At 42.9% G+C, this 20,656-nt stretch carries 19 protein-coding genes; 12 read left to right on the top strand and 7 right to left on the bottom strand.

Annotated features, from left to right (window positions below):
* Window positions 1-77: 77 nt before the first annotated feature.
* Window positions 78-353 carry a DUF7219 family protein gene (locus NSTC731_RS25680; RefSeq protein ID WP_445627405.1) on the bottom strand — a complete coding sequence of 92 codons (276 nt, stop codon included), beginning with the start codon at window positions 351-353 and terminating at the stop codon, window positions 78-80.
* A gap of 637 nt (window positions 354-990) precedes the next feature.
* On the opposite strand from NSTC731_RS25680, the gene purC reads away from it, so the two are divergent.
* The 7 genes from purC (at window position 991) to NSTC731_RS25645 (ending at window position 9,999) form a co-directional block, all read left to right on the top strand.
* The gene (gene purC / locus NSTC731_RS25675) at window positions 991-1,728 is read left to right on the top strand and encodes a phosphoribosylaminoimidazolesuccinocarboxamide synthase (RefSeq protein ID WP_445627404.1); all 738 of its coding nucleotides are present in this window, start codon (window positions 991-993) and stop codon (window positions 1,726-1,728) included.
* 176 nt (window positions 1,729-1,904) lie between these two features.
* A complete protein-coding gene (locus tag NSTC731_RS25670) occupies window positions 1,905-4,556 on the top strand; it encodes a BamA/TamA family outer membrane protein (RefSeq protein ID WP_445627403.1) in 2,652 nt (883 codons plus the stop codon).
* A gap of 221 nt (window positions 4,557-4,777) precedes the next feature.
* Complete coding sequence (gene lpxC, locus NSTC731_RS25665) at window positions 4,778-5,650, top strand: UDP-3-O-acyl-N-acetylglucosamine deacetylase (protein WP_445627402.1); 873 nt, start codon at window positions 4,778-4,780, stop codon at window positions 5,648-5,650.
* A 98-nt stretch (window positions 5,651-5,748) separates the two neighbouring features.
* Entirely contained in the window at window positions 5,749-6,279 is a 531-nt protein-coding gene (gene fabZ / locus NSTC731_RS25660; RefSeq protein ID WP_445627401.1) for a 3-hydroxyacyl-ACP dehydratase FabZ, read from the top strand.
* Window positions 6,280-6,590: 311 nt separating this feature from the next.
* Complete coding sequence (gene lpxA, locus NSTC731_RS25655) at window positions 6,591-7,409, top strand: acyl-ACP--UDP-N-acetylglucosamine O-acyltransferase (RefSeq protein ID WP_322671486.1); 819 nt, start codon at window positions 6,591-6,593, stop codon at window positions 7,407-7,409.
* Window positions 7,410-7,562: 153 nt separating this feature from the next.
* Window positions 7,563-8,744, top strand: coding sequence for a lipid-A-disaccharide synthase (gene lpxB / locus NSTC731_RS25650; protein WP_445627400.1), 1,182 nt, complete (start codon window positions 7,563-7,565; stop codon window positions 8,742-8,744).
* Window position 8,745: 1 nt separating this feature from the next.
* Window positions 8,746-9,999, top strand: coding sequence for a DNA cytosine methyltransferase (locus NSTC731_RS25645; RefSeq protein WP_445627399.1), 1,254 nt, complete (start codon window positions 8,746-8,748; stop codon window positions 9,997-9,999).
* A gap of 33 nt (window positions 10,000-10,032) precedes the next feature.
* On the opposite strand, the gene NSTC731_RS25640 is transcribed toward NSTC731_RS25645, so the two are convergent.
* The 5 genes from NSTC731_RS25640 to NSTC731_RS25620 form a co-directional block, all read right to left on the bottom strand.
* The gene (locus tag NSTC731_RS25640; protein ID WP_445627398.1) at window positions 10,033-10,998 is read right to left on the bottom strand and encodes an aldo/keto reductase; all 966 of its coding nucleotides are present in this window, start codon (window positions 10,996-10,998) and stop codon (window positions 10,033-10,035) included.
* A gap of 42 nt (window positions 10,999-11,040) precedes the next feature.
* Complete coding sequence (locus NSTC731_RS25635) at window positions 11,041-11,199, bottom strand: type II toxin-antitoxin system VapC family toxin (protein WP_445627397.1); 159 nt, start codon at window positions 11,197-11,199, stop codon at window positions 11,041-11,043.
* On the bottom strand, window positions 11,199-11,687 hold the full coding sequence (locus NSTC731_RS25630) for a hypothetical protein (RefSeq protein WP_445627396.1): 489 nt from the start codon (window positions 11,685-11,687) through the stop codon (window positions 11,199-11,201). Before NSTC731_RS25630 ends, NSTC731_RS25635 begins: the two co-directional genes overlap by 1 nt.
* A gap of 6 nt (window positions 11,688-11,693) precedes the next feature.
* Window positions 11,694-12,362 carry a hypothetical protein gene (locus NSTC731_RS25625; RefSeq protein WP_445627395.1) on the bottom strand — a complete coding sequence of 223 codons (669 nt, stop codon included), beginning with the start codon at window positions 12,360-12,362 and terminating at the stop codon, window positions 11,694-11,696.
* Between the two features lie 190 nt (window positions 12,363-12,552).
* A complete protein-coding gene (locus tag NSTC731_RS25620) occupies window positions 12,553-13,074 on the bottom strand; it encodes a hypothetical protein (RefSeq protein WP_445627394.1) in 522 nt (173 codons plus the stop codon).
* Between the two features lie 246 nt (window positions 13,075-13,320).
* Between NSTC731_RS25620 and nfi the strand changes: the two genes are divergently transcribed.
* The 4 genes from nfi (at window position 13,321) to NSTC731_RS25600 (ending at window position 17,191) form a co-directional block, all read left to right on the top strand.
* Window positions 13,321-13,986, top strand: coding sequence for a deoxyribonuclease V (nfi, locus tag NSTC731_RS25615; protein ID WP_445627393.1), 666 nt, complete (start codon window positions 13,321-13,323; stop codon window positions 13,984-13,986).
* Window positions 13,987-14,093: 107 nt separating this feature from the next.
* On the top strand, window positions 14,094-14,645 hold the full coding sequence (locus tag NSTC731_RS25610) for an FHA domain-containing protein (RefSeq protein ID WP_445627392.1): 552 nt from the start codon (window positions 14,094-14,096) through the stop codon (window positions 14,643-14,645).
* A gap of 189 nt (window positions 14,646-14,834) precedes the next feature.
* Window positions 14,835-16,790 (top strand): FHA domain-containing protein, encoded by a 1,956-nt coding sequence (locus NSTC731_RS25605; protein WP_445627391.1) that lies wholly within the window; start codon window positions 14,835-14,837, stop codon window positions 16,788-16,790.
* Between the two features lie 95 nt (window positions 16,791-16,885).
* Complete coding sequence (locus NSTC731_RS25600) at window positions 16,886-17,191, top strand: hypothetical protein (RefSeq protein WP_445627390.1); 306 nt, start codon at window positions 16,886-16,888, stop codon at window positions 17,189-17,191.
* A 133-nt stretch (window positions 17,192-17,324) separates the two neighbouring features.
* On the opposite strand, the gene NSTC731_RS25595 is transcribed toward NSTC731_RS25600, so the two are convergent.
* Window positions 17,325-17,573 carry a hypothetical protein gene (locus NSTC731_RS25595; protein ID WP_445627389.1) on the bottom strand — a complete coding sequence of 83 codons (249 nt, stop codon included), beginning with the start codon at window positions 17,571-17,573 and terminating at the stop codon, window positions 17,325-17,327.
* Window positions 17,574-17,707: 134 nt separating this feature from the next.
* On the opposite strand from NSTC731_RS25595, the gene NSTC731_RS25590 reads away from it, so the two are divergent.
* The gene (locus NSTC731_RS25590; protein WP_445627388.1) at window positions 17,708-20,350 is read left to right on the top strand and encodes a tetratricopeptide repeat protein; all 2,643 of its coding nucleotides are present in this window, start codon (window positions 17,708-17,710) and stop codon (window positions 20,348-20,350) included.
* The last annotated feature ends 306 nt before the right edge of the window (window positions 20,351-20,656 follow it).

Here is a 20,656-nt window from a genome sequence, read left to right as displayed (position 1 = left end):
CGGGCGCAGCCTCTCTAAGAGTTGTATTGGTCAGTGGTCATTTGTAATTTATCAGTTCCCAATGCCCCGTACCCCATTTAATCTTTAGTCTCTCCCTGGTCATCTTGAAAGGGATCTTCGCCAATTCCTAGCTCTTTTTTTGAGCGTTTCAACTGTTTCCACAGATCCCTTATTTGTTCGTAAGCTACACCTGGAGGCACTTTTCCGCCTGTTTCTAAGTTGCAAATGTAACTTACCCGTTGGGCAAATTCCTGGAGATTTGCATTAAAAACCAAGTTTTCTGGCTTCACCTGACCGTAGTAGCGACCGCGAGGGAAGAGAAAATCATCCTTGTTCACTATTTTTTTTTCCATTTATTCAATTCACCTTATCTTGGAGTTTCTGAAGCTGAATTACTAGCTAACCTAATCTTTCTTTTGTCAGATTGGGTTAAATTAGATTGTTCAATTCCTTTTCCAATTGTTGATGCAGGAATTAGTTGATTCAGATTTTAAGGCTAGAGGATAAAGCTTGTAATATTCTGTACTCCAAATCTTACAAAAAAATTCCGCCAAAGTAACTAGAGAGAATATTTTATTTTCCTCCTGGTTATCAATTTATCTCATCTTAATTTATGAAGTTGAAATTGTAATTAGCTTCAGTCGAAACCTTTAGGTACAAATTATTATCACATACTAGTATGTCTAAGTAACTTATTTTATCAAAACTCATGAAAATCCCGATCGTAAAACTACTTAGGCGAACATAGTATATCCGAAAGCAAATTGTCCTCTGTTAAAAGTTAGATATTTAGTTATAAATATTTGGCAACTGGCTATTAAGCAGCGACGCAGAAGAGAAAATTGGTCTTGGTATTAGTTATTACTTATTTTAACCTGCCTCTGCTTCCTCTTAAATAATCACCAATAGCTAATAGTTAATAACTAAAGATAAAATGGTGAAGCCTCAAAGGGCAATTTTTGTCCATCGCCTAAAACACTACCTGCCACCATGTCTGTTAATTCCAAGTTATACGAAGGCAAAGCAAAAATTCTTTATACAACGGACGATCCAGAAGTCTTGTTGGCTGATTTTAAAGACGATGCTACAGCGTTTAACGCCCAAAAGCGTGGCAACATCGAAGGGAAAGGAAAAATTAATTGTAGCATTTCTAGCCAGCTTTTTAAACAGTTGGAGGCTTATGGTATAAAGACTCACTTTATCGATAGTCCTGCCCCGAATCAAATGCGGGTGAAAGCAGTAAAGATTTTACCCTTAGAAGTAGTGATCAGAAATATTGCTGCTGGCAGTTTGTGTCAGCAAACTGGTTTACCAGTGGGTACAATTCTGAAACAGCCTTTGGTTGAGTTCTATTATAAAAACGATTCATTAGGAGATCCTTTGTTGACACGCGATCGCCTGTACCTGCTAGAACTGGCGACTGCGGAACAAGTAGACGCAATTACACATCTTGCATTGCAAATCAATGAATTTCTCAATAACTTTTGGCAGCGGTGTGGCATTACCCTAGTAGACTTCAAACTAGAGTTTGGTTTGGACTCACAACAGCAGTTACTCTTGGCAGATGAAATTAGCCCCGACACCTGTCGTTTATGGGATACCGCAGAAAAGGACTCAAACCGCCGGGTAATGGACAAAGATCGCTTTCGCCGAGACTTAGGAAATGTAGAGGATGCCTACCAGGAGGTCTTACAAAGAGTGCTAAAAGCAGTAGAAACTATAAGTTAACCAGGTCAAAACCAAAAGGCGAGAAGGAATTATATTTAACTTTTGCCTTTTGCCTTTTGCCTTGTAAAGTAAAAAAGCAAAAGAAAAAAATTATGTTTTGAAATTTTACCTTTGGCATAAGGGCATTATTGCCTTGTGATGGTGTGTGTGTGGTCGTGAAGAGGAATATAAGTAAAATGCGTTTATCTCCCGTATTGCTGGCAGCAGTAGCAATTGCAGCCCCTTTGGGTGGCTCATTGAGTGCGAATGCAGAAACCGCCAACAATTCCAAACAGACAACAGAAGTTTTGACACTAGAAAAAAATCAACACTCAGAAAAGGACACTGGTCAGATTAACTCTAGTAAAAGTCTAGAATCTCAACCTAAATCTACAGCAACTATAGAGGCAGAGCGTCCCCAATCCCGCGTCGTCGCAATTTACCCTGCCAACCCAGCAGCAAGCGCGACCCCAAAGGTAATTGTGCCAACCTCCACAACGCCAACAACTGCACAAACCCCTGAAATTAATTCCAGTCCTACTCAACAGCCGTCTCCGGCTCCAGACATTCCACCGCCAGAAATTCAACAACCAACGCCTTCCCCAACTCCTGAGACCACTCCAGTTCCAGAAAATGTAAATCCACCGACAACAGAACCTTTATTACCCACAACTCCAGAACCATCAGCTACTCCAGATATTCCCCCCCCAGCTAGTCAACAAAGAACACCTACGTTATTCCCAGGTGCTACTCCCAGTCCGCAGAATGTTAATCCACCGACAACTCCGGGCAATACTCCATTCCCAGGCGCTACTCCCAGTCCGCAGAATGTTAATCCACCGACAACTCCGGACAATACTCCATTCCCAGGCACTACTCCCAGTCCGCAGAATGTTAATCCACCGACAACTCCAGGCGCTACTCCCAGTCCGCAGAATGTTAATCCACCAACAACTCCGGACAATACTCAACCCAACACAGCCCCAGAAGCCAATGACCCCCGCGTACTGGTATCGGAAGTAGTAGTTAGATCCCAGACTGGCCAACTATCACCAGAACTGGAAAGCCAAGTTTACAGAGTAATTCGTACCCAACCAGGACAAACAACCACCCGCAGCCAACTGCAAGAAGATATTAACGCTATCTTTGGTACTGGCTTCTTCTCCAACGTCCAAGCAGCGCCAGAAGATACCCCTTTGGGAGTGCGGGTAAGCTTTGTTGTCCAGCCTAATCCCGTCCTCAGTAAAGTAGAAGTGCAAGCCAATCCTGGCACTGGTGTCCCTTCTGTACTACCAGCTAACACTGTGGATGAAGTATTTCGGGAGCAGTATGGCAAAATTCTCAATTTGCGTGACTTGCAAGAAGGCATCAAGCAGTTAAACAAGCGGTATCAAGATCAAGGTTATGTCCTAGCTAACGTGATTGGAGCGCCACAAGTCTCTGAAAGCGGAGTTGTTACCTTACAAGTAGCAGAAGGGGTAGTAGAAAATATTAGAGTCCGGTTCCGCAACAAAGATGGACAGGAGACAGACGAGAAAGGACAACCAATTCGGGGAAAAACACAGGATTACATTATTACCCGAGAAGTGGAGTTAAAGCCAGGACAAGTATTCAATCGCAACACAGTACAAAAAGACCTACAGCGCGTGTATGGACTGGGACTGTTTGAAGATGTGAATGTGTCTCTAGACCCTGGTACCGACCCCAGTAAGGTGGATGTAGTAGTGAATGTAGCTGAACGCAGCAGCGGCTCGATTGCGGCTGGGGCAGGGATTAGTTCTGCTAGCGGACTTTTTGGAACAGTTAGCTATCAACAGCAAAACCTGAACGGTAGGAACCAAAAACTGGGAACAGAAATCCAGGTAGGAGAACGGGAACTGCTGTTTGATGTGCGGTTTACCGACCCCTGGATCGCAGGAGATCCTTACCGGACTTCCTACACAACCAATATTTTCCGTCGCAGTTCTATTTCGTTGATTTTCGATGGCAAAGATGAAGATATTAGGACGTTTGATCCGGGTAATCCCACTGATGTAGATTCTCACGATCGCCCCCGGATTCTCCGTCTAGGAGGTGGTGTCACCTTTACTCGTCCCTTGTCTGCCAACCCTTATAAAACTTCTGTCTGGACTGCCTCAGCGGGTTTACAGTATCAACGAGTTTCCGCTCGCGATGCTGATGGCAATCTGAGAAAAACAGGAGCGGTATTTGATGATAATACTGGAAACCGCCTCAGTGATGAAATTCCATTGACTTTCTCTAGCGGCGGTCAAGACGATTTACTACTGTTTCAAGTAGGGGTACAGCGCGATCTCCGTAATAACCCCCTGCAACCCACTAGTGGTTCTTATCTGCGCTTTGGAGTCGATCAGTCAGTCCCTGTGGGGCTAGGCAACATCTTCCTGACCAGATTCCGGGGTAGCTACAGCCAATATTTACCCATTAAGCTGATTAGCCTTAGCAAAGGGGCACAAACCTTAGCATTTAACCTGCAAGCAGGAACCATCGTTGGTGACTTGCCTCCTTACGAAGCTTTTACCCTTGGGGGTAGTAACTCCGTCCGGGGTTATGAAGAAGGAGCATTAGGTAGTGGACGCTCTTATGTGCAAGCATCAGTTGAGTATCGGTTTCCAGTTTTTTCAGTAGTTAGTGGGGCACTATTTTTTGATCTCGGCAGTGACTTGGGAACTAGTACTAGGGCTGCTGAAGTGTTGAACAAAAATGGTAGTGGCTATGGTTATGGCCTTGGCGTTCGCGTCCAATCTCCACTGGGGCCGATTCGGATTGACTACGGTATCAACGATGATGGTGACAGTCGGATTAATTTCGGTATTGGCGAAAGATTTTAATTTGTCATTTGTCATTTGTCATTGGTCATTAGTGAATCACAACAGACAACTGACAAAGGACGAAGGACAATTAACTTTTTTTTTGGATTAGCTTGCTAATTGTTACATTTACCTCAATACTGTTCCGATAAAGGGATTAATGACATTTTTCAGGGAATATCAGGGATTTTACCAAAACAGACGATGAACAATACTAAAGGAAATATATTGACTTTTCTGCTATGCAACAGCACACTCTAGCAGCCCAAATCACCCAAATAGGGGTGGGACTGCATAGCGGTGTGAATACCCAGGTGCGGATATTACCAGCCGAGGCGGGAAGTGGACGCTACTTTGTGCGGGTGGATTTACCGGATTTGCCAATAATTCCAGCCCAAGTTGCAGCAGTTAGTCACACTGTTCTTTCAACTCAGTTGGGTAAAGGTGAGGTATATGTTCGCACGGTAGAGCATTTGTTGGCAGCACTTTCGAGTATGGGTGTGGATAATGCCCGAATTGAAATTGATGGTCCAGAAGTCCCACTTTTAGATGGTTCAGCAAGTGTGTGGACAGCCAATATTGCCCAAGTTGGCTTAGTCTCACAACCCGCTAACAACCAAGTTCCCTTGGCTATTACAGAACCCTTATGGGTCTATGAAGGGGATGCCTTTGTATCTGCCCTTCCAGCAGCAGAAACCCGGTTTAGTTACGGTATTGATTTTGACCTGCCCGCTATTGGTAATCAATGGCATAGTTGGTCGCTAACCGCTGAACTAGAAAAAACTTCTGCTAGCTTTGCTGCGGAAATTGCTCCTGCTCGTACTTTTGGGTTACTACATCAAATTGAACACTTACAAAAAACAGGGTTAATTAAAGGTGGCAGTTTGGATAATGCACTCGTTTGTGGCCCAGAAGGCTGGCTAAATCCACCGTTGAGATTTGCAAATGAGCCAGTCCGTCATAAAATCTTGGATTTAGTAGGAGATTTGAGTTTACTAGGAACTTTTCCTCGTGCTCATTTTTTAGCGTATAAAGCCAGTCATAATTTACACATTCAACTGGCTCAGAAAATTTTAGATTTTGGACTTCGGCTTCGCTCAGTCGAACGATTTTAGATTTTAGATTCGATCTAAAGTTTGCATCCAGGATTATTAAGGCTTTGGATATACGCTTGCCTACTCAACTTTTAGATAAAAAATCAACTACACGGCCAATGTCAATCCTCACTGAAGTGAATACCATCGATACGACTACACCTACATCTACCGAACCACAGGGTATAAATGAGATTACAATCAGTTCGGAGATTAAAACAACTTTCACATCTGAAGAAATTCAGAAATTGCTACCCCATCGCTACCCATTTTTACTTGTAGACAAAATCATTGACTACGTGCCAGGTAAAAAAGCTATTGGGGTTAAAAATGTCACTATTAATGAACCCCATTTTCAAGGACATTTCCCTGAACGTCCACTGATGCCAGGGGTGCTAATTGTTGAATCAATGGCACAAGTTGGAGGCATTGTCCTAACTCAAATGTCTTCGGTAGAAGGCGGGCTGTTCGTCTTCGCTGGTATCGATAAAGTTCGCTTTCGTCGCCAGGTCGTGCCGGGGGATCAACTAGTCATGACGGTGGAACTGTTATGGGTAAAACAACGTCGTTTCGGTAAGATGCAAGGTCGTGCCGAAGTTGATGGTCAACTTGCTTGTGAAGGAGAATTAATGTTTTCTTTAGTTAGCTAAAAGTTTGCTTTCGTGGTATGGGTATAGCCGTGAAATGCCCCTACTGAATCCTGTTTCAGGATAACAGTTAAAAAATCCACAACAGTATCTGAATAATTTCTTGATTTTCGCCGCCCTCTCTACGAGACGCACTCACAAACACATTTAACTTGCTTTGACCGACACTTTCGTTCACTGAAATATTTCACGCTCAACAACGCCAGTCGCCTCAATGGGGCGGTAGTCGGTATAACTCTTTTAACCAGAGTAACGCTCTGCCTCAAAAACCCCGCCTGGCGCTGGATTATTAAGACAGTTCTGGAGATTCACCCTTGAAAACGCTAATTCATCCAACTGCTGTAATTCATCCGAAATCGGAACTCCACCATACAGTGCAAGTCGGTGCCTATGCTGTGATTGGAGCGCATGTCAAAGTGGGCCCTGAAACAATAATCGGCGCTCATGCAGTGCTAGAGGGACCTTGTGAAATTGGGGCGCAAAATCAGATTTTTACAGGTGCGGCCATCGGTATGGAACCCCAGGATTTGAAGTTTGTAGGAGAACCAACCTGGGTGAAAATTGGTGATAACAACTTGATTCGTGAGTACGTTACCATTAACCGCGCTACCGGTGCTGGTGAAGCGACGGTAATTGGCGATGGTAATCTTTTGATGGCTTATGTCCATGTGGCTCATAACTGCGTCATTGAAGACCAAGTAGTGATTGCTAACTCTGTGGCGTTGGCTGGTCATGTCCATATAGAGTCACGCGCTAGGCTAAGTGGGGTTTTAGGCGTCCATCAATTTGTGCATATTGGTAGACAAGCAATGGTGGGAGGTATGGCACGTATTGACCGAGATGTGGCCCCATATATGCTAGTGGAGGGAAATCCAGCGCGGGTGCGAACCCTCAATCTTGTCGGACTCAAACGGTCTGGTATGGACTCAGCAGATTTGCTTTTGCTGAAAAAAGCCTTCCGCATTCTCTACCGTTCTGATTTGTCTTTTAAGGATGCTTTGGAACAGTTGGAATTGTTAGGGGATAGCGAAGAATTGCAGCATCTGCGGCGCTTCCTTCTACTTTCTCAGATGCCTGGAAGACGTGGCTTGATTCCCAGTAAAGGGAAAAAAGGCGCAAGTGATGAATCGTGAATTAAAAGTTAGGAGTTAGGAGTTATGAGTTATGAGTTGATAAATTAATTTTTTTAACTCTTCACTCCTCATTCCTAACTCCTAACTGCTAACTCCTGGAAAGACTTGGGTTAATCGCTTCTCTAACAGCTAACTCCTAACTTTAATTATCAAATGCGGATATTTATCAGCACTGGCGAAGTATCTGGCGATTTACAAGGGTCGCTACTAATTTCAGCACTGAAGCGTCAAGCTGCGGCGATTGGGTTGAAATTAGAGATTGTGGCGCTGGGTGGCGAAAAAATGGTAGAGGCTGGGGCAACTCTATTGGGAAATACCAGTAGTATTGGCTCAATGGGTATTCTAGAAGGGCTGCCTTATATTTTACCGACTCTTCAAGTGCAACGTCAGGCGATCGCTTCCCTAAAGCAAAATCCACCTGACTTGGTAGTGCTAATCGATTATATGACTCCCAATCTGGAAATTGGGACTTATATGAAAGAGCATCTACCAGATGTGCCTGTGGTGTATTATATTGCTCCCCAAGAGTGGGCTTGGTCAATAAGTTTGCGAAGAACTAACCGGATTGTTGGTTTTACAGATAAGCTGTTGGCAATCTTTCCCCAAGAAGCTCGTTACTTTCGCGAGAAAGGCGCAAAAGTTAGTTGGGTAGGACATCCTTTGGTTGACCGAATGCAAGATGCTCCTAGTAGAAAAGCAGCTCGTGCAACATTAGGGATTGCACCAGAAGAAATTGCGATCGCACTCCTCCCCGCCTCTCGCCGTCAAGAACTAAAATATCTTTTACCAGTAATTTTTCAAGCTGCCCAAACTATTCAAGCTAAATTACCTGAAGTTCGTTTCTGGATTCCCCTATCGCTAGAACTCTATAGACAGCCAATCGAAGAGGCTATTAAGCGTTACGGTTTACGGGCGACAGTTCTATCAAGTCAACAAATGGAAGTTTTTGCTGCGGCTGATTTAGCCATTAGCAAATCTGGTACTGTCAATCTAGAACTCGCTCTGTTAAATGTGCCACAGGTTGTAGTTTATCGCCTCAGTCGTTTGACTGCGTGGATCGCTCGGAAAATCCTCAAAGGTTCTATAACCTTCGCATCGCCACCTAATTTAATCGTAATGAAGCCGATTGTGCCAGAATTTTTACAAGAGCAAGCCACAGCAGAAAATATTACCCAAGCCGCGATGGAACTGCTACTCAATCCCAGTCGCAGAGAGCAAACTTTGCTAGATTATGAAGAAATGCGGCAAAGTTTGGGAGAAGTTGGGGTTTGCGATCGCGCTGCTCAAGAAATTTTGCAAATGCGACCAAATATATTGAGGTGTCATGGCTTATGAGATGAAAAAACAAAGAGCGATCGCAGTTGATTTATTCGCTGGTGCGGGCGGTATGACTCTTGGCTTTGAGCAAGCTGGTTTTGATGTGCTAGCGTCTGTGGAAATCGACCCGATCCACTGTGCAACACATGAGTTTAACTTCCCTTATTGCTCTGTGTTATGCAAAAGTGTTGTGGATACAACTGGGGAAGAAATTAGGAATCGGTCTCGTGTTGGCGATCGCGAAATTGATGTGGTTATTTGTGGCTCACCATGTCAAGGATTTTCCCTAATTGGTAAACGGGCTGTTGACGATCCTCGAAACTCTTTGGTATTTCACTTTCATCGACTGGTTTTTGAACTAAAACCGAAATTCTTTGTGATGGAAAATGTTCGAGGAATTACAGTTGGCGAACATAAACAAATCCTCAAAACATTAATTAGCGATTTTAGAATTCATGGCTATAAAGTAGAAGAAAATTATAAAGTTCTTAACGCTGCAAATTACGGAGTACCACAGTCACGTGAGAGATTATTTCTTATAGGTGCAAGGGAGGATATAGAATTACCGAAATATCCTCAGCCGATTACTAAACAAGCTTTACCAAATAATTTAAATTCTCAAAAAATATCTGACATTCCATTGAGTCCTACAGTATGGGATGCAATTGGAGATTTACCTGAAATAGAAAAATATCCAGAGTTACTAACAAGAGATTGGGTTGTTGCAGACTATGAAAAGCCTAGTAACTATGCTCTTATACTTCGCGGGATCAAATGCCTAGATGATGATTATTCTTACAAACGAGAATATGATTTGCGAATACTTTCTTCAAGTTTAAGAACCAAACATTCTGCAGAAACTGTTAAACGTTTTCAGGAGACTCAACAAGGCGAGAGAGAAAAAATTAGTCGTTTTCATAAGCTACATCGTGATGGTGTCTGTAATACTTTAAGAGCCGGAACAGACAAGTATAGGGGTTCTTTCACATCTCCGAGACCGATTCATCCGTCTACGCCGCGCTGTATCACTGTCAGGGAAGCGGCGAGATTGCATTCTTACCCCGATTGGTTTAGATTTCATGTAACCAAATGGCATGGATTTCGACAAGTTGGTAACTCTGTACCACCGTTACTAGCAAAGGCTGTGGCGTCAGAAATTATTCGCAGTTTGAATATTTCGCCTTTGAAGCCGAGTTTGGGATACAAGTTGCCAGAGGAGAAGCTATTACAATTTAATATGTCGCAAGCGGCACAATATTATCAGTGTGATTAGTAAGAATACACTTTGTAATATGTGCAAGTTAGGTTAAGTCCAAGCACGGAAGAATGTACTATCTTCCCAGACATTAGCAGCCCGCCCTGCGATCGCTGTTAATTCTGGTTCCTTCAGGGGTACAAAAGCCCGCGCTATCTTGACATTATTTTCTAATTGTGGAACTGTCTGTGCTGCGATCGCGCAACAATGAACCCCAGGCTGAGACAGTGTGTAACCTAAAGCTTCCTCCATACCTGTCAACGCACCTGATTTAAACAACCGACCATAAGCTAGGACTTTCATCGCAATCACACCGACATTTTTTTCTTGAGCAACTGGTAGAACTACTGGGATAAATGGACGTGGGTGATGTTTATCGGCAGCATTTACAGGAATCAGTGTAGTGTGGAAAGGATAGCGACGTAACCCTTCAGCAATTATTTCAGGGTCGTGATGTCCGGTGATCCCAGCAAAACGCACCAATTTTTGTTCTATGGCTTCTTCTAAAGCTTTAATTGCACCAGATGGACTAAAGATAGTGTCGAGTTCTTCCGAAAAAGAGACGTGATGCAACTGCCACAAATCGAGATAATCTGTATTGAGACGTTTAAGCGATCGCTCCAATTCTCGCCATGCACCATCCCGATCTCTTTGATCGGTCTTGCTTGCTAGAAACAGCTTTGAGCGATGGGGTGGTAGCACTTTGCCTAAATAATCTTCACTCGGCCCATAACTAGCGGCTGTATCAAAGTAGCGAATGCCAAGTTCCAGCGCTCTTTGAATAATTGCCGTAGCATCATCCTCTTTTCCTTCGCCGCCGGATAGTGGCACTTGTCCTGCTCCAAACCCGAAGATAGGCAGATTTACTTTCGTGCGTCCTAGTACCCGTTCCGGCATATTTGCTGGCGGTGTTGCAGTGTTGGTAGTATTTTGCTCAAAAGCATTAGTTGCCACAATACCTCCAGTCACAGCAATGCTAGTAATTAGGAAATTACGCCGCGTTTTTCCTTCTGTCATGATTGGGTTCGGGGGCGAAATTACTTTTATTATAAATTCTAACTAGGGGGGATTAATCTCAGAAAGCAAAATTACTGATAGTTTAGGAACACTACGAAAGCGCCGATCGTTGGTTAGAAAAGTAAAGCATTGAGTCAACAGTGCTGTGGATGCATGGAGCGCATCTGGTAATTTGATGTTAATACTGGCACGAAATCGCATTACTTGTTCTCAAGGGAATTTTTCTCAGCGTAGTTGAGATTTATTTGATATTCTTTACTTTTTTGCTGGGCTACTACATAATTTGGGCTAGAAGATGGCACAGTTTTCATAAGTGCGATCGCACCTTTCCAATGACTCACAACTGTCTTCCACTCATCTGGAGATTTTGCTGATTGAGTCAGGTTAGCTGCATTAATTGCTTGATTTACTGCCTCTCGAAATCTATCAGTTTCAAGTAACACAGTAGGCGATTCTGAAGTCACTGGTGATGGTGTAACTAATACAGACTTTGATGGTACTTGTGTTGGAATCTTAGAGGTTAGAGGAAGTATTTCTACAAACTTTGAAGAAAAGTATATTCCTACAGCAATTGAAACTATCACAGAAAGGAGCAGCCAAATTTTATTTAAATTACGATACTTTCGTCGATTATTGATGATTGTAGTTTTTTTATCATTTGATAAAACATCTGATTTTCTTTTGTGCATCCCCATTTATTCGGGCAATATTTTTATTTTCTTATCTGTATTCAAATCAGGGTTTACTTCACTTGTATCTGTTCTTTGATTACCAGAATAAGCAGATATTATTCGTTGTTTTACCAAACATTCAATTTGATAAGTTAGTGCCCCAGTAGAAACATAAAATAACCCAAATATTAATGTTGTATTATTATTAAAATTTTGCATTTGTACGTAGTATTCAATTTGTCTGGTGTGACTAAGATTAAAGAATGGTAGAAGTATTGTAGAAAACAAAGCTGCTATCAGTGTAGAAATTGCAATTACAAGCCAAGCGTACAATCCTTCCCACCAACTCATTATTCCTGGTAATAATCCTTGTGTTCTACCTATTTCCGGTGCTTGAATTTCTGAGATAAATCGACTAATGAGCAAGTGTAAACAGTGATGAGTAAAAGAAATTATAGGAATTGGAGATAGGATTAACAGTATTGTAAATATAGCAAATAAGTCAGGACTGTTTACAAAATATGCGATACGGTAGCCTAACTTTCCAGGATTCTTTAGTATAAATATAATAACTCTCAAAAATAGAGTTAAAATCAATGCTTTTAACCAAGAAGTAGGATAAGGAAACCATAAAGGCCAGGAAAACGTTTGTTGCTTTTGCTTAGTAAGTTCCTGAGTATTCGGCTGTTTCATAACCAATAAATAAATCCAAACAACTAAGATAATATTCTTCTATCTCAGAATTCCCCATTTACAGGTGAAAGCAACATCTTCAAAATCTTTATAGTCCTATATTTAAAATTTATATAGATTTATGATAATTTTCATAAAAGCCCGAATTTTATGCTCTATCTCTGTATCTATGCGTGAGAAAAATTAAATCCTAACGTTCCTTTGTAATCACAGAACTACCATTACTAATACTTACTTTTTGAATAAAAACATTAGTAGAAGATGATAAAATATCAGTGCTGATTTGATTAGCAATAAATTCAAAATCATGGTTTGTTATTCCCTGTGCATTATCACCACTGAAGTTAATACAAATAGTTAGAGTTTGAGGATTGTTATAAGACTCTTCATTATCTACTGGTTCTAAATCAGCTTCTACCATGCCCAAATCAAACTCTTTACTCCAAGCCGGAAAACCCTTACCTGTTTGTTGTCCATAAATTTTGACTCTTTCAACAGATGCAGCCCCTAAAGCTGTTAACCCTTTGCGGATAAATGCAACTAAAATTTGTTGATTTGGTACTTGGGCAGATTCTAGCGTTACCTCCAAGCAAGCATCTTGTAAAGCAACTTTTGCGTTGATCCCTTTGGGGTGTAAGTGGCGGTTCATCAGAGAGGCGATCGCTTCTGCATCTCCCTGTTTTGCAAGTTTTAGAATATTTGGCTGTATCATAACCAGTAAAAGAGAAAATCTAGGAAAATAAGCTAGCTTATATTCTTAGGATTCCCTCTTGACAGCCTTAAGTAACATTGTGATGCAAGATATCAGCTAACCTGGGCTAAAATATTTAATATAAAGATAGTCTTTCACAGACTTTTACAAAAATATATTTTCCCTGTCTCAACATCAAAAACTTTTGTTTTTGTACTTGCTAAATTAACAAAATTAATATTAATCAGTTAAATTCCAATTTTCAATATGAAATTTTACCGAGATCATGCTTGGCCTTCGACGCTAGAAGAAGCCATAGTTATCCAAGAAACGCTGCAAAATAGAGTAATTACTGAGGATCGACTGCAAGAACCTATCCAGTATGTTGCTGGAGTAGATATGGGTTTTGAAGCTGATGGGACAATTAGCCGTGCTGCTGTCGCAGTCCTAAGTTTTCCTGATTTGCAAGTAATCGAGACCAGCCTAGCACATCGTCCTACAACGTTTCCTTATGTTCCTGGGTTCCTGTCATTTCGAGAAATACCAGCCGTCCTTGATGCCTTGGAGAAAATTCAAACAACACCAAATATTATCCTGTGTGATGGTCAAGGAATTGCTCATCCCCGGAGATTAGGTATAGCTAGCCATTTAGGGTTACTTATAGATATGCCGACAATTGGTGTAGCTAAGTCCAGGTTGATAGGTAAGCATGAAGAATTGGCACAAACCAAAGGCAGCACGCAACCACTGATATATAACGGTGAAACCATTGGGGCAGTTTTGCGATCGCGCACAGGAGTAAAACCTCTGTACATTTCCAGTGGTCATCGAATTAGTTTACCGACAGCAATTGACTATGTATTGCGCTGCACGCCCAAATATCGACTGCCAGAAACTACACGCATTGCTGATAAATTAGCGTCGGATAGATAAAGCTTGTTGAAGTTTTTTCTAAATACTTGCTTGCACCTACTCAATCGTGTTAGGAATCGCACAGAAAGAAGTTGATGTAGCTAAATACCACTTACGAAGTTAGAACAATGAACGCACTAACTTTACATTGGCACGATGCAGGCCAAGATAAAACTCAGAATATTTACGAACAACAGCCAAGTCATAATCCTGGTACTGTCCGCATCGGTCGCGATCCCCACCGATGCGATATTATTCTGAGTCATCCTACTGTGTCTGGACTGCACGTTGAAATCTTTTTTCATCACCAACAACAGCGTTTTTATATCAGGAATTTGCGATCGCAAAATCCCCCCGTTGTTGATGGACGGCAATTAGTCCAAGGTGAAATGCTTTTAACTGAGGGCAGTAGTATCACTTTAGGACAAATAAAACTCAATGTTACAAGCGTTTCCACGGGTAGCATTCCAGCAACAATTTTGCTACCACCCAATCCATCTGTAAATCTCGGACATCACCATCACCCACAAACACCCCCCGCACCACCGCCAGGAGTTTATGGCTTAGAATGCCCCAAATGTCATAAAGTTTCCCCAGCAGAGAATCTACAAATTGGCTGTCATTGGTGTGGAACATCTTTAGCTGCGGCTGTGAGTGTGTTAGTAGCACGGGGTAGTTGAGCAGGGGAGCAGGGGAAGATGAGGGAGACAAGGGGACAAGGGAGACAAGGGAGACAAGGAGATAAATAAAACTCTTAACTCCTAACTCATTACTCATTACTCATTACTCATTACTCATTACTCATTACTCATTACTCAGCACTCTCAATGCCCAATGCCCTATATCCAATGACCAATGACCAATGACAAATGACTAATGAACAAATCCAATTGAGTTGGGATGAACCAGCGACGGGCGAACGGCGAGAACCACTGTTAAATGTGCCGATCGCTTTTGGTCGAGAATTTGCTCGCTTACCTGCTGAACATAGAGGAATGCGGGTTTCTCGGATGCTGCTTAATAGTAACGAAGTTTCTCGCTACCATGCCCTCATTGACTGGGAACAAGACCATTTAGTAGTGATTGACCAAGGTAGCGTTAACGGTGTCTATGTCAACGGTCAACCACAAACGCGCAGTGTTCTAGTTAATGGCGATACGTTGCAAATTGGCCCGTATCTGATCGCAGTGACATTTGGTGCTAGCGCCTCTGCACCAGATACTAGCCCCCCTTCAACGATTCACTTCAACGCAAATACCAATCGCCCAGACCCCAGTTTGCCTGTAGTCCAGCCGCTAACGCCCGTGGCCAGTAATTTCCCACCATTGGCGTTTCAGGCACAAAAAGTCTCTGTGCAAGCACTTCATGCTACGGGATTACCAGTAGATGAATCTGATTATCTAGCGATCGGGGCGGGATTGGGTAGCTTTGTTTGGGCTGATTTGCTGCGAATTAGTGGTGTACGTGCTGACAAAATTGTGGCTTTGGGATTAGAGGCGGAACCTTATGCCCGTTACAAGCGCCTCTGTCTGAATTCGCAAATTCCCTTATATGAAAGACTGCGTTCTAATTCTGATTCTTGTCCCGATAATATTTGGGGTTGGCCTAGTTATGCCTTGCGTGAAGCTTGGGGAGACTTAGCCAAGGGCGAGATCAAGTCAGCATTCAAGTATTTATGGCAAGTTTTTGCTGAACCAACATTTGCAGAAACTTATACTCCTCGTGCGGGTAATGTCTTTGATTCCATAGACCGAGAAGCGAAGCGCATTGGTTGGAATCAAATTTATCGGTATGGGCGAGTTAGGGTAATTCGCAAAACTGATGATGGCAGATATTGCGTCGCCTATTCTCGCGGCCCGGGAAATTATGCTTTTTTAGTTAGTCGTTATTTACATTTAGCTACTGGATATCCAGCAATTCAGTTTCTCCCAGATTTGCAAGCTTATAGGGAAAAATATCAAGATTTTACATCTGTCGTCAATGCTTATGAAGCTCACGATCGCGTTTATGAGCAACTAGAGCAACATGGTGGTACGGTGTTGATTCGGGGGCGGGGAATTGTGGCTTCGCGGATTGTGCAGCGCATTTATGAAGCCAGAAAGCGAAATCGGAATATTGCAGTTTTGCATTTAATGCGATCGCCTAAACCCCAAGGTAACAAATTTCAAAAAGCCACGCGCTTAGTCAAAAATCATTACGAATTTCAACCCTTTAACTGGCCAAAAGCCTGTTGGGGCGGCGAACTCCGGGCAATGTTAGAAAAAGCCACCCCTGATGAACGCAAACGTTTACTAGCAGATTGGGGTGGAACTACCACCGCCGACCGCCGAGATTGGCAGCAAATTACTGCCCAAGGGTTAAGCGAAGGCTGGTATCAAATTACCTTCGGTGAGGTGTTGGATGTAGAACGAGATGCCCAAAACCGGACTATTACCCGTATCCGAGAACAAAGCTTTGGGGAAAAGAAATTGTTAGCTGACTTTATTGTTGATGCTACTGGACTGGATGCCAAAGTAGATGCCAATCCCCTTTTAGCAGATTTGGTGAAGCATTACAATCTGCCAGTAAATCACTTGGGGCGATTAACTGTAGCGAACAATTTTGAATTAGTAGAAATGCGTAGCGATCGAGGTCAAATGTATGCTGCGGGGGCGATTACTTTAGGTGGCCCTTATGCCGCAGTTGATAGTTTCTTGGGCTTGCAATACGCCGCATTAGTCGCTGTTGATGGACTCGCCGCCGCGCGTGCGCCTGGAGTTCAAAGGTTGAATACTATAAGTTCCTTTAGACAGTGGTTGAAGTGGGTGTTAAATCAATCACCTTAGTATTAGGAGGCAGGAGGCAGGAGGCAGGGGGGATGGAGTATTTATCTGGTTGTTTTGAATAGCAAATCCCAACTTCGAGGATAAAAGGCGCAACGTTGAGGATAAAAGGTGCAACTTCGAGGATAAAAGGCGCAACTTCGAGGATAAAAGGTGCAACGTTGAGGATAAAAGGCGCAACTTCGAGGATAAAAGGTGCAACTTCGAGGATAAAAGGTGCAACGTTGAGGATAAAAGGCGCAACTTCGAGGATAAAAGGCGCAACGTTGAGGATAAAAGGCGCAACTTCGAGGATAAAAGGCGCAACGTTGAGGATAAAAGGTGCAACGTTGAGGTTAAAAGGCTCAAAGGCTCAAGTTACGGGCGAAACCTTCAGCCCACCTACGATTCAAATCGCAGGCTAACAGGATAAGTCAGTTAAAACTGACTCAAATTAACTAAAATTTAGTCCGTTTGAACGGACTTAGGCCATTAGCCCCGGAATTGATTTCGAGGCGGGATAGCAACGAAGCGAAGAATTTCCCTTTGCCAGTACCTCTACTTTGTTTTTTCGCTTGTCGGGCGTACTAAAGTTTTAACTAAACCCGTAATCGCCACAATCACAGAGGCAATTCCCCCAATCGACAATGAAGTTAAAATTGCCACCGCGAGGATGATTTCAGTCGGGCTGTATCCATCTCGCATCCAAGTAGATGGATTTTCTACCGATGTTGGCGACGCGGGGATTAATTGCGAAGTTTGGGTGGTTTGATTGGAGTTGACTGGAGTTGTTAAGACAGTTTTCATGGCTGAATCTCTTCTAAATGTTTCTATGCAAATGGTATTTCTGCCAGAAGAAGAAGAGATTCCCTAGAAATGGAGACAAAGTAGAGAGAAAGTAGAAATTAAGTAGAATCGAGAAGAAATCTCACAAGCTGTCTATGGAATGGGCTGATTTTATAGCCAATGAAGCTGCTACTAATAGCTTATCTCCAGAGCAAACGGCAGCTTTTGTAGAGCGTTTGAAGACTGAAAACTCAACTATTAGTGAGGCAAAAGTTGCCAGCGACTTGAACATCGGTGTTGCTGCTGTTAAAAAGCGGATGGCTGAGGTGTATGACAAGTTCGCCAAGAGTTATCCTGAATTAGCCACTTCTAACAGTCGGGGAAAATTAGAAAAGTTACGGGCTTGCCTGACAGCGAAATATAATGGCGGGCAAAATGCCCAATCAACAATTAAAGAAATTCATCAAAATATTCCCCCTGCTGTTCCATTTGAAAAATTTGTGGGACGTGAGACGGAACTGGAAGAACTGCACTCCTCATTACAAACATCTCGGCAAGTAGCGATTGTAGCTGTGGCGGGTATGGGTGGAGTCGGGAAAACTGAACTGGCTACCCAATACGCCAAACAGCACTTGCAGAATTATCAAGGTGGGGTGTGCTGGTTATCTGCACAGGGAATTGATGTCGGAATTCAGATTCTCAGATTTGCAGAATTAAAATTTAAACTCATTGCACCGGACGATTGGGAATTAGCAGATAGACTGAGATACTGCTGGCAGAATTGGGAAAAAGGTGAAGTGCTGCTGGTGTTTGATGATGTCACCGACTACAAAAAACAGGTTCAGCCTTATTTACCCCCAGAATCACCCCAGTTTAAAGTATTGCTGACAACGCGCCTGGGGTTTGATAGAACTTTGCCGCAATTACCCTTGGGTGTTCTCAAACCATTGGCGGCGATGAAATTATTAAAATCGCTGGTTGACAGAGAACGACTGAAAAGCGAACCTTGGGTTGCAAGAGAAATTTGTAAATTCTTGGGATATTTACCTTTGGCGTTAGAGTTGGTGGGGCGATATCTGGATACAATGCCAGATTTGTCTCTGGAAAAACTGCTAAAGCGGCTAGAAAAAAAGCGACTGGAACACGAAGCAGTTACTAAGGCTAACCCATTAATGCGTTATGAATATGGTGTGGCTGAAGCTTTTGCATTGAGTTGGGAACAGTTGGATGAAAATGCACAAGGTGTTGGCTGTTGGCTGAGTTTGTATGCTTTGGCTGATATTCCTTTATTTGTTGAGGCGATAGAAGATGACGATAAACAAGAACTTTGGGAGAAAGCTATAGCCCAGTTGCAAAAGCTGCATTTGATACAACGAGAAAGTAAAGGAATTTATCGTCTACATCCACTGATTCAGCAATTTTTCCAAATGAAGTTGGATGAGTCAAGTAATGCAGATGAGGTGAAAACTGCTTTTGTAGCGCAGATGGTAGAGGTGGCAAAGCGAATTCCTCAACAACCTAACCGTGAAGATATTTTCAATTTCACTCCACATATCCCCCACCTTGCAGAAGTTGCAACCCACCTATCCCAATATCTCAGCAACGAGGATTTAATTTGTCCCTTCACAGGCTTAAGCTGGTTTTATCAAGGTCAAGGACTTTATCAGCAAGCAGAACCTTGGTACAAACTCTGTAAAGAGGTAGCTGAAAATCGTCTTGGTTTAGAACATCCCCATGTCGCCGCTAGTCTGAACAATCTTGCAGAACTCTACCATTCTACAGGACACTACAGCAAAGCTGAACTGTTGTATCAGCAAGCTTTGGCACTAAATAAACGCTTATTGGGAGACAATCATCCCGATGTCGCTACTAGCCTGAACAATCTTGCAGCACTCTACAGTTCTACAGGACGCTACAGCGAAGCCGAACCTCTGTATCAGCAAGCTTTGGAACTGACAAAACGCCTACAGAAAGACAACCATCCCAATGTCGCCGCTAGCCTGAATAATCTCGCATTACTCTACGAATCTACAGGACGCTACAGCGAAGCCGAACCTTTGTATCAGCAAGCTTTAGAACTGACAAAACGGCTACAGGGAGACAACCATCACAATGTCGCCGCTAGCTTGAATAATCTCGCATTACTCTACAATTCTACAGGACGCTACAGCGAAGCTGAACTCCTGTATCAGCAAGCTTTGGAACTGAGAAAACGCTTACTGGGAGACAACCATCCCGATGTCGCCACTAGCCTGAACAATCTCGGAGGACTTTACAAGTCTACAGGACGCTACAACGAAGCCGAACCCCTGTATCAGCAAGCTTTGGAACTGAGAAAACGCTTACTGGGAGACAATCATCCCAATGTCGCCGATAGCTTGAACAATCTCGCATTACTCTACCATTCTACAGGATGCTACAGCAAAGCCGAACTCCTGTATCAGCAAGCTTTGGAACTGAGAAAACGCTTACTGGGAGACAACCATCCCGATGTCGCCTCTAGTCTAAACAATCTCGCAGTACTCTACAAATATACAGGACGCTACAGCGAAGCCGAACGCTTTTATCAGCAAGCTTTAGAACTGAAAAAACGCTTACTGGGAGACAACCATCCCGATGTTGCCACTAGCCTAAACAATCTCGCAGAACTCTACCGTTCTACAGGACGTTACAGTGAATCCGAACCCCTGTATCAGCAAGCTTTGTCAATTTGCGAACAGACTTTAGGTGTAGGTCATCCCCATACAATGACGGTTCGGGGAAATTATGCAATCTTTTTAAGAGAAGCATATCGCTAACGATCGCACCCTTTCACAAAACCCCACCAAAGTTGTAGTTCAAATTTTAGCAGCGATCGCCCTCTACACACCAAATAGTACAGTCAATAATAGTGCGTAGGCGTAGCCCATCGTAGACATTGTATAGCCATTTTGAGTTCAAAGGTGCAACTTTGAGGTTCAGAGGCTCCAGTGCGATCGCTTACGAACTGCAACACCACTTAATGTTGTCATCAGCAATTTATTTTTATTTAGCTGGAGAGTTAAAAATCAACAACTGGTATTTTAATTTCTAGTATTTCACTTTTTTATTAAGAAAGATGTGAC

The sequence above is a fragment of the Nostoc sp. DSM 114167 genome, assembly GCF_052692655.1.
The sequence above is the reverse complement of the archived record's forward strand: the minus strand, read 5'-3'. Positions and strand labels throughout refer to the sequence as shown.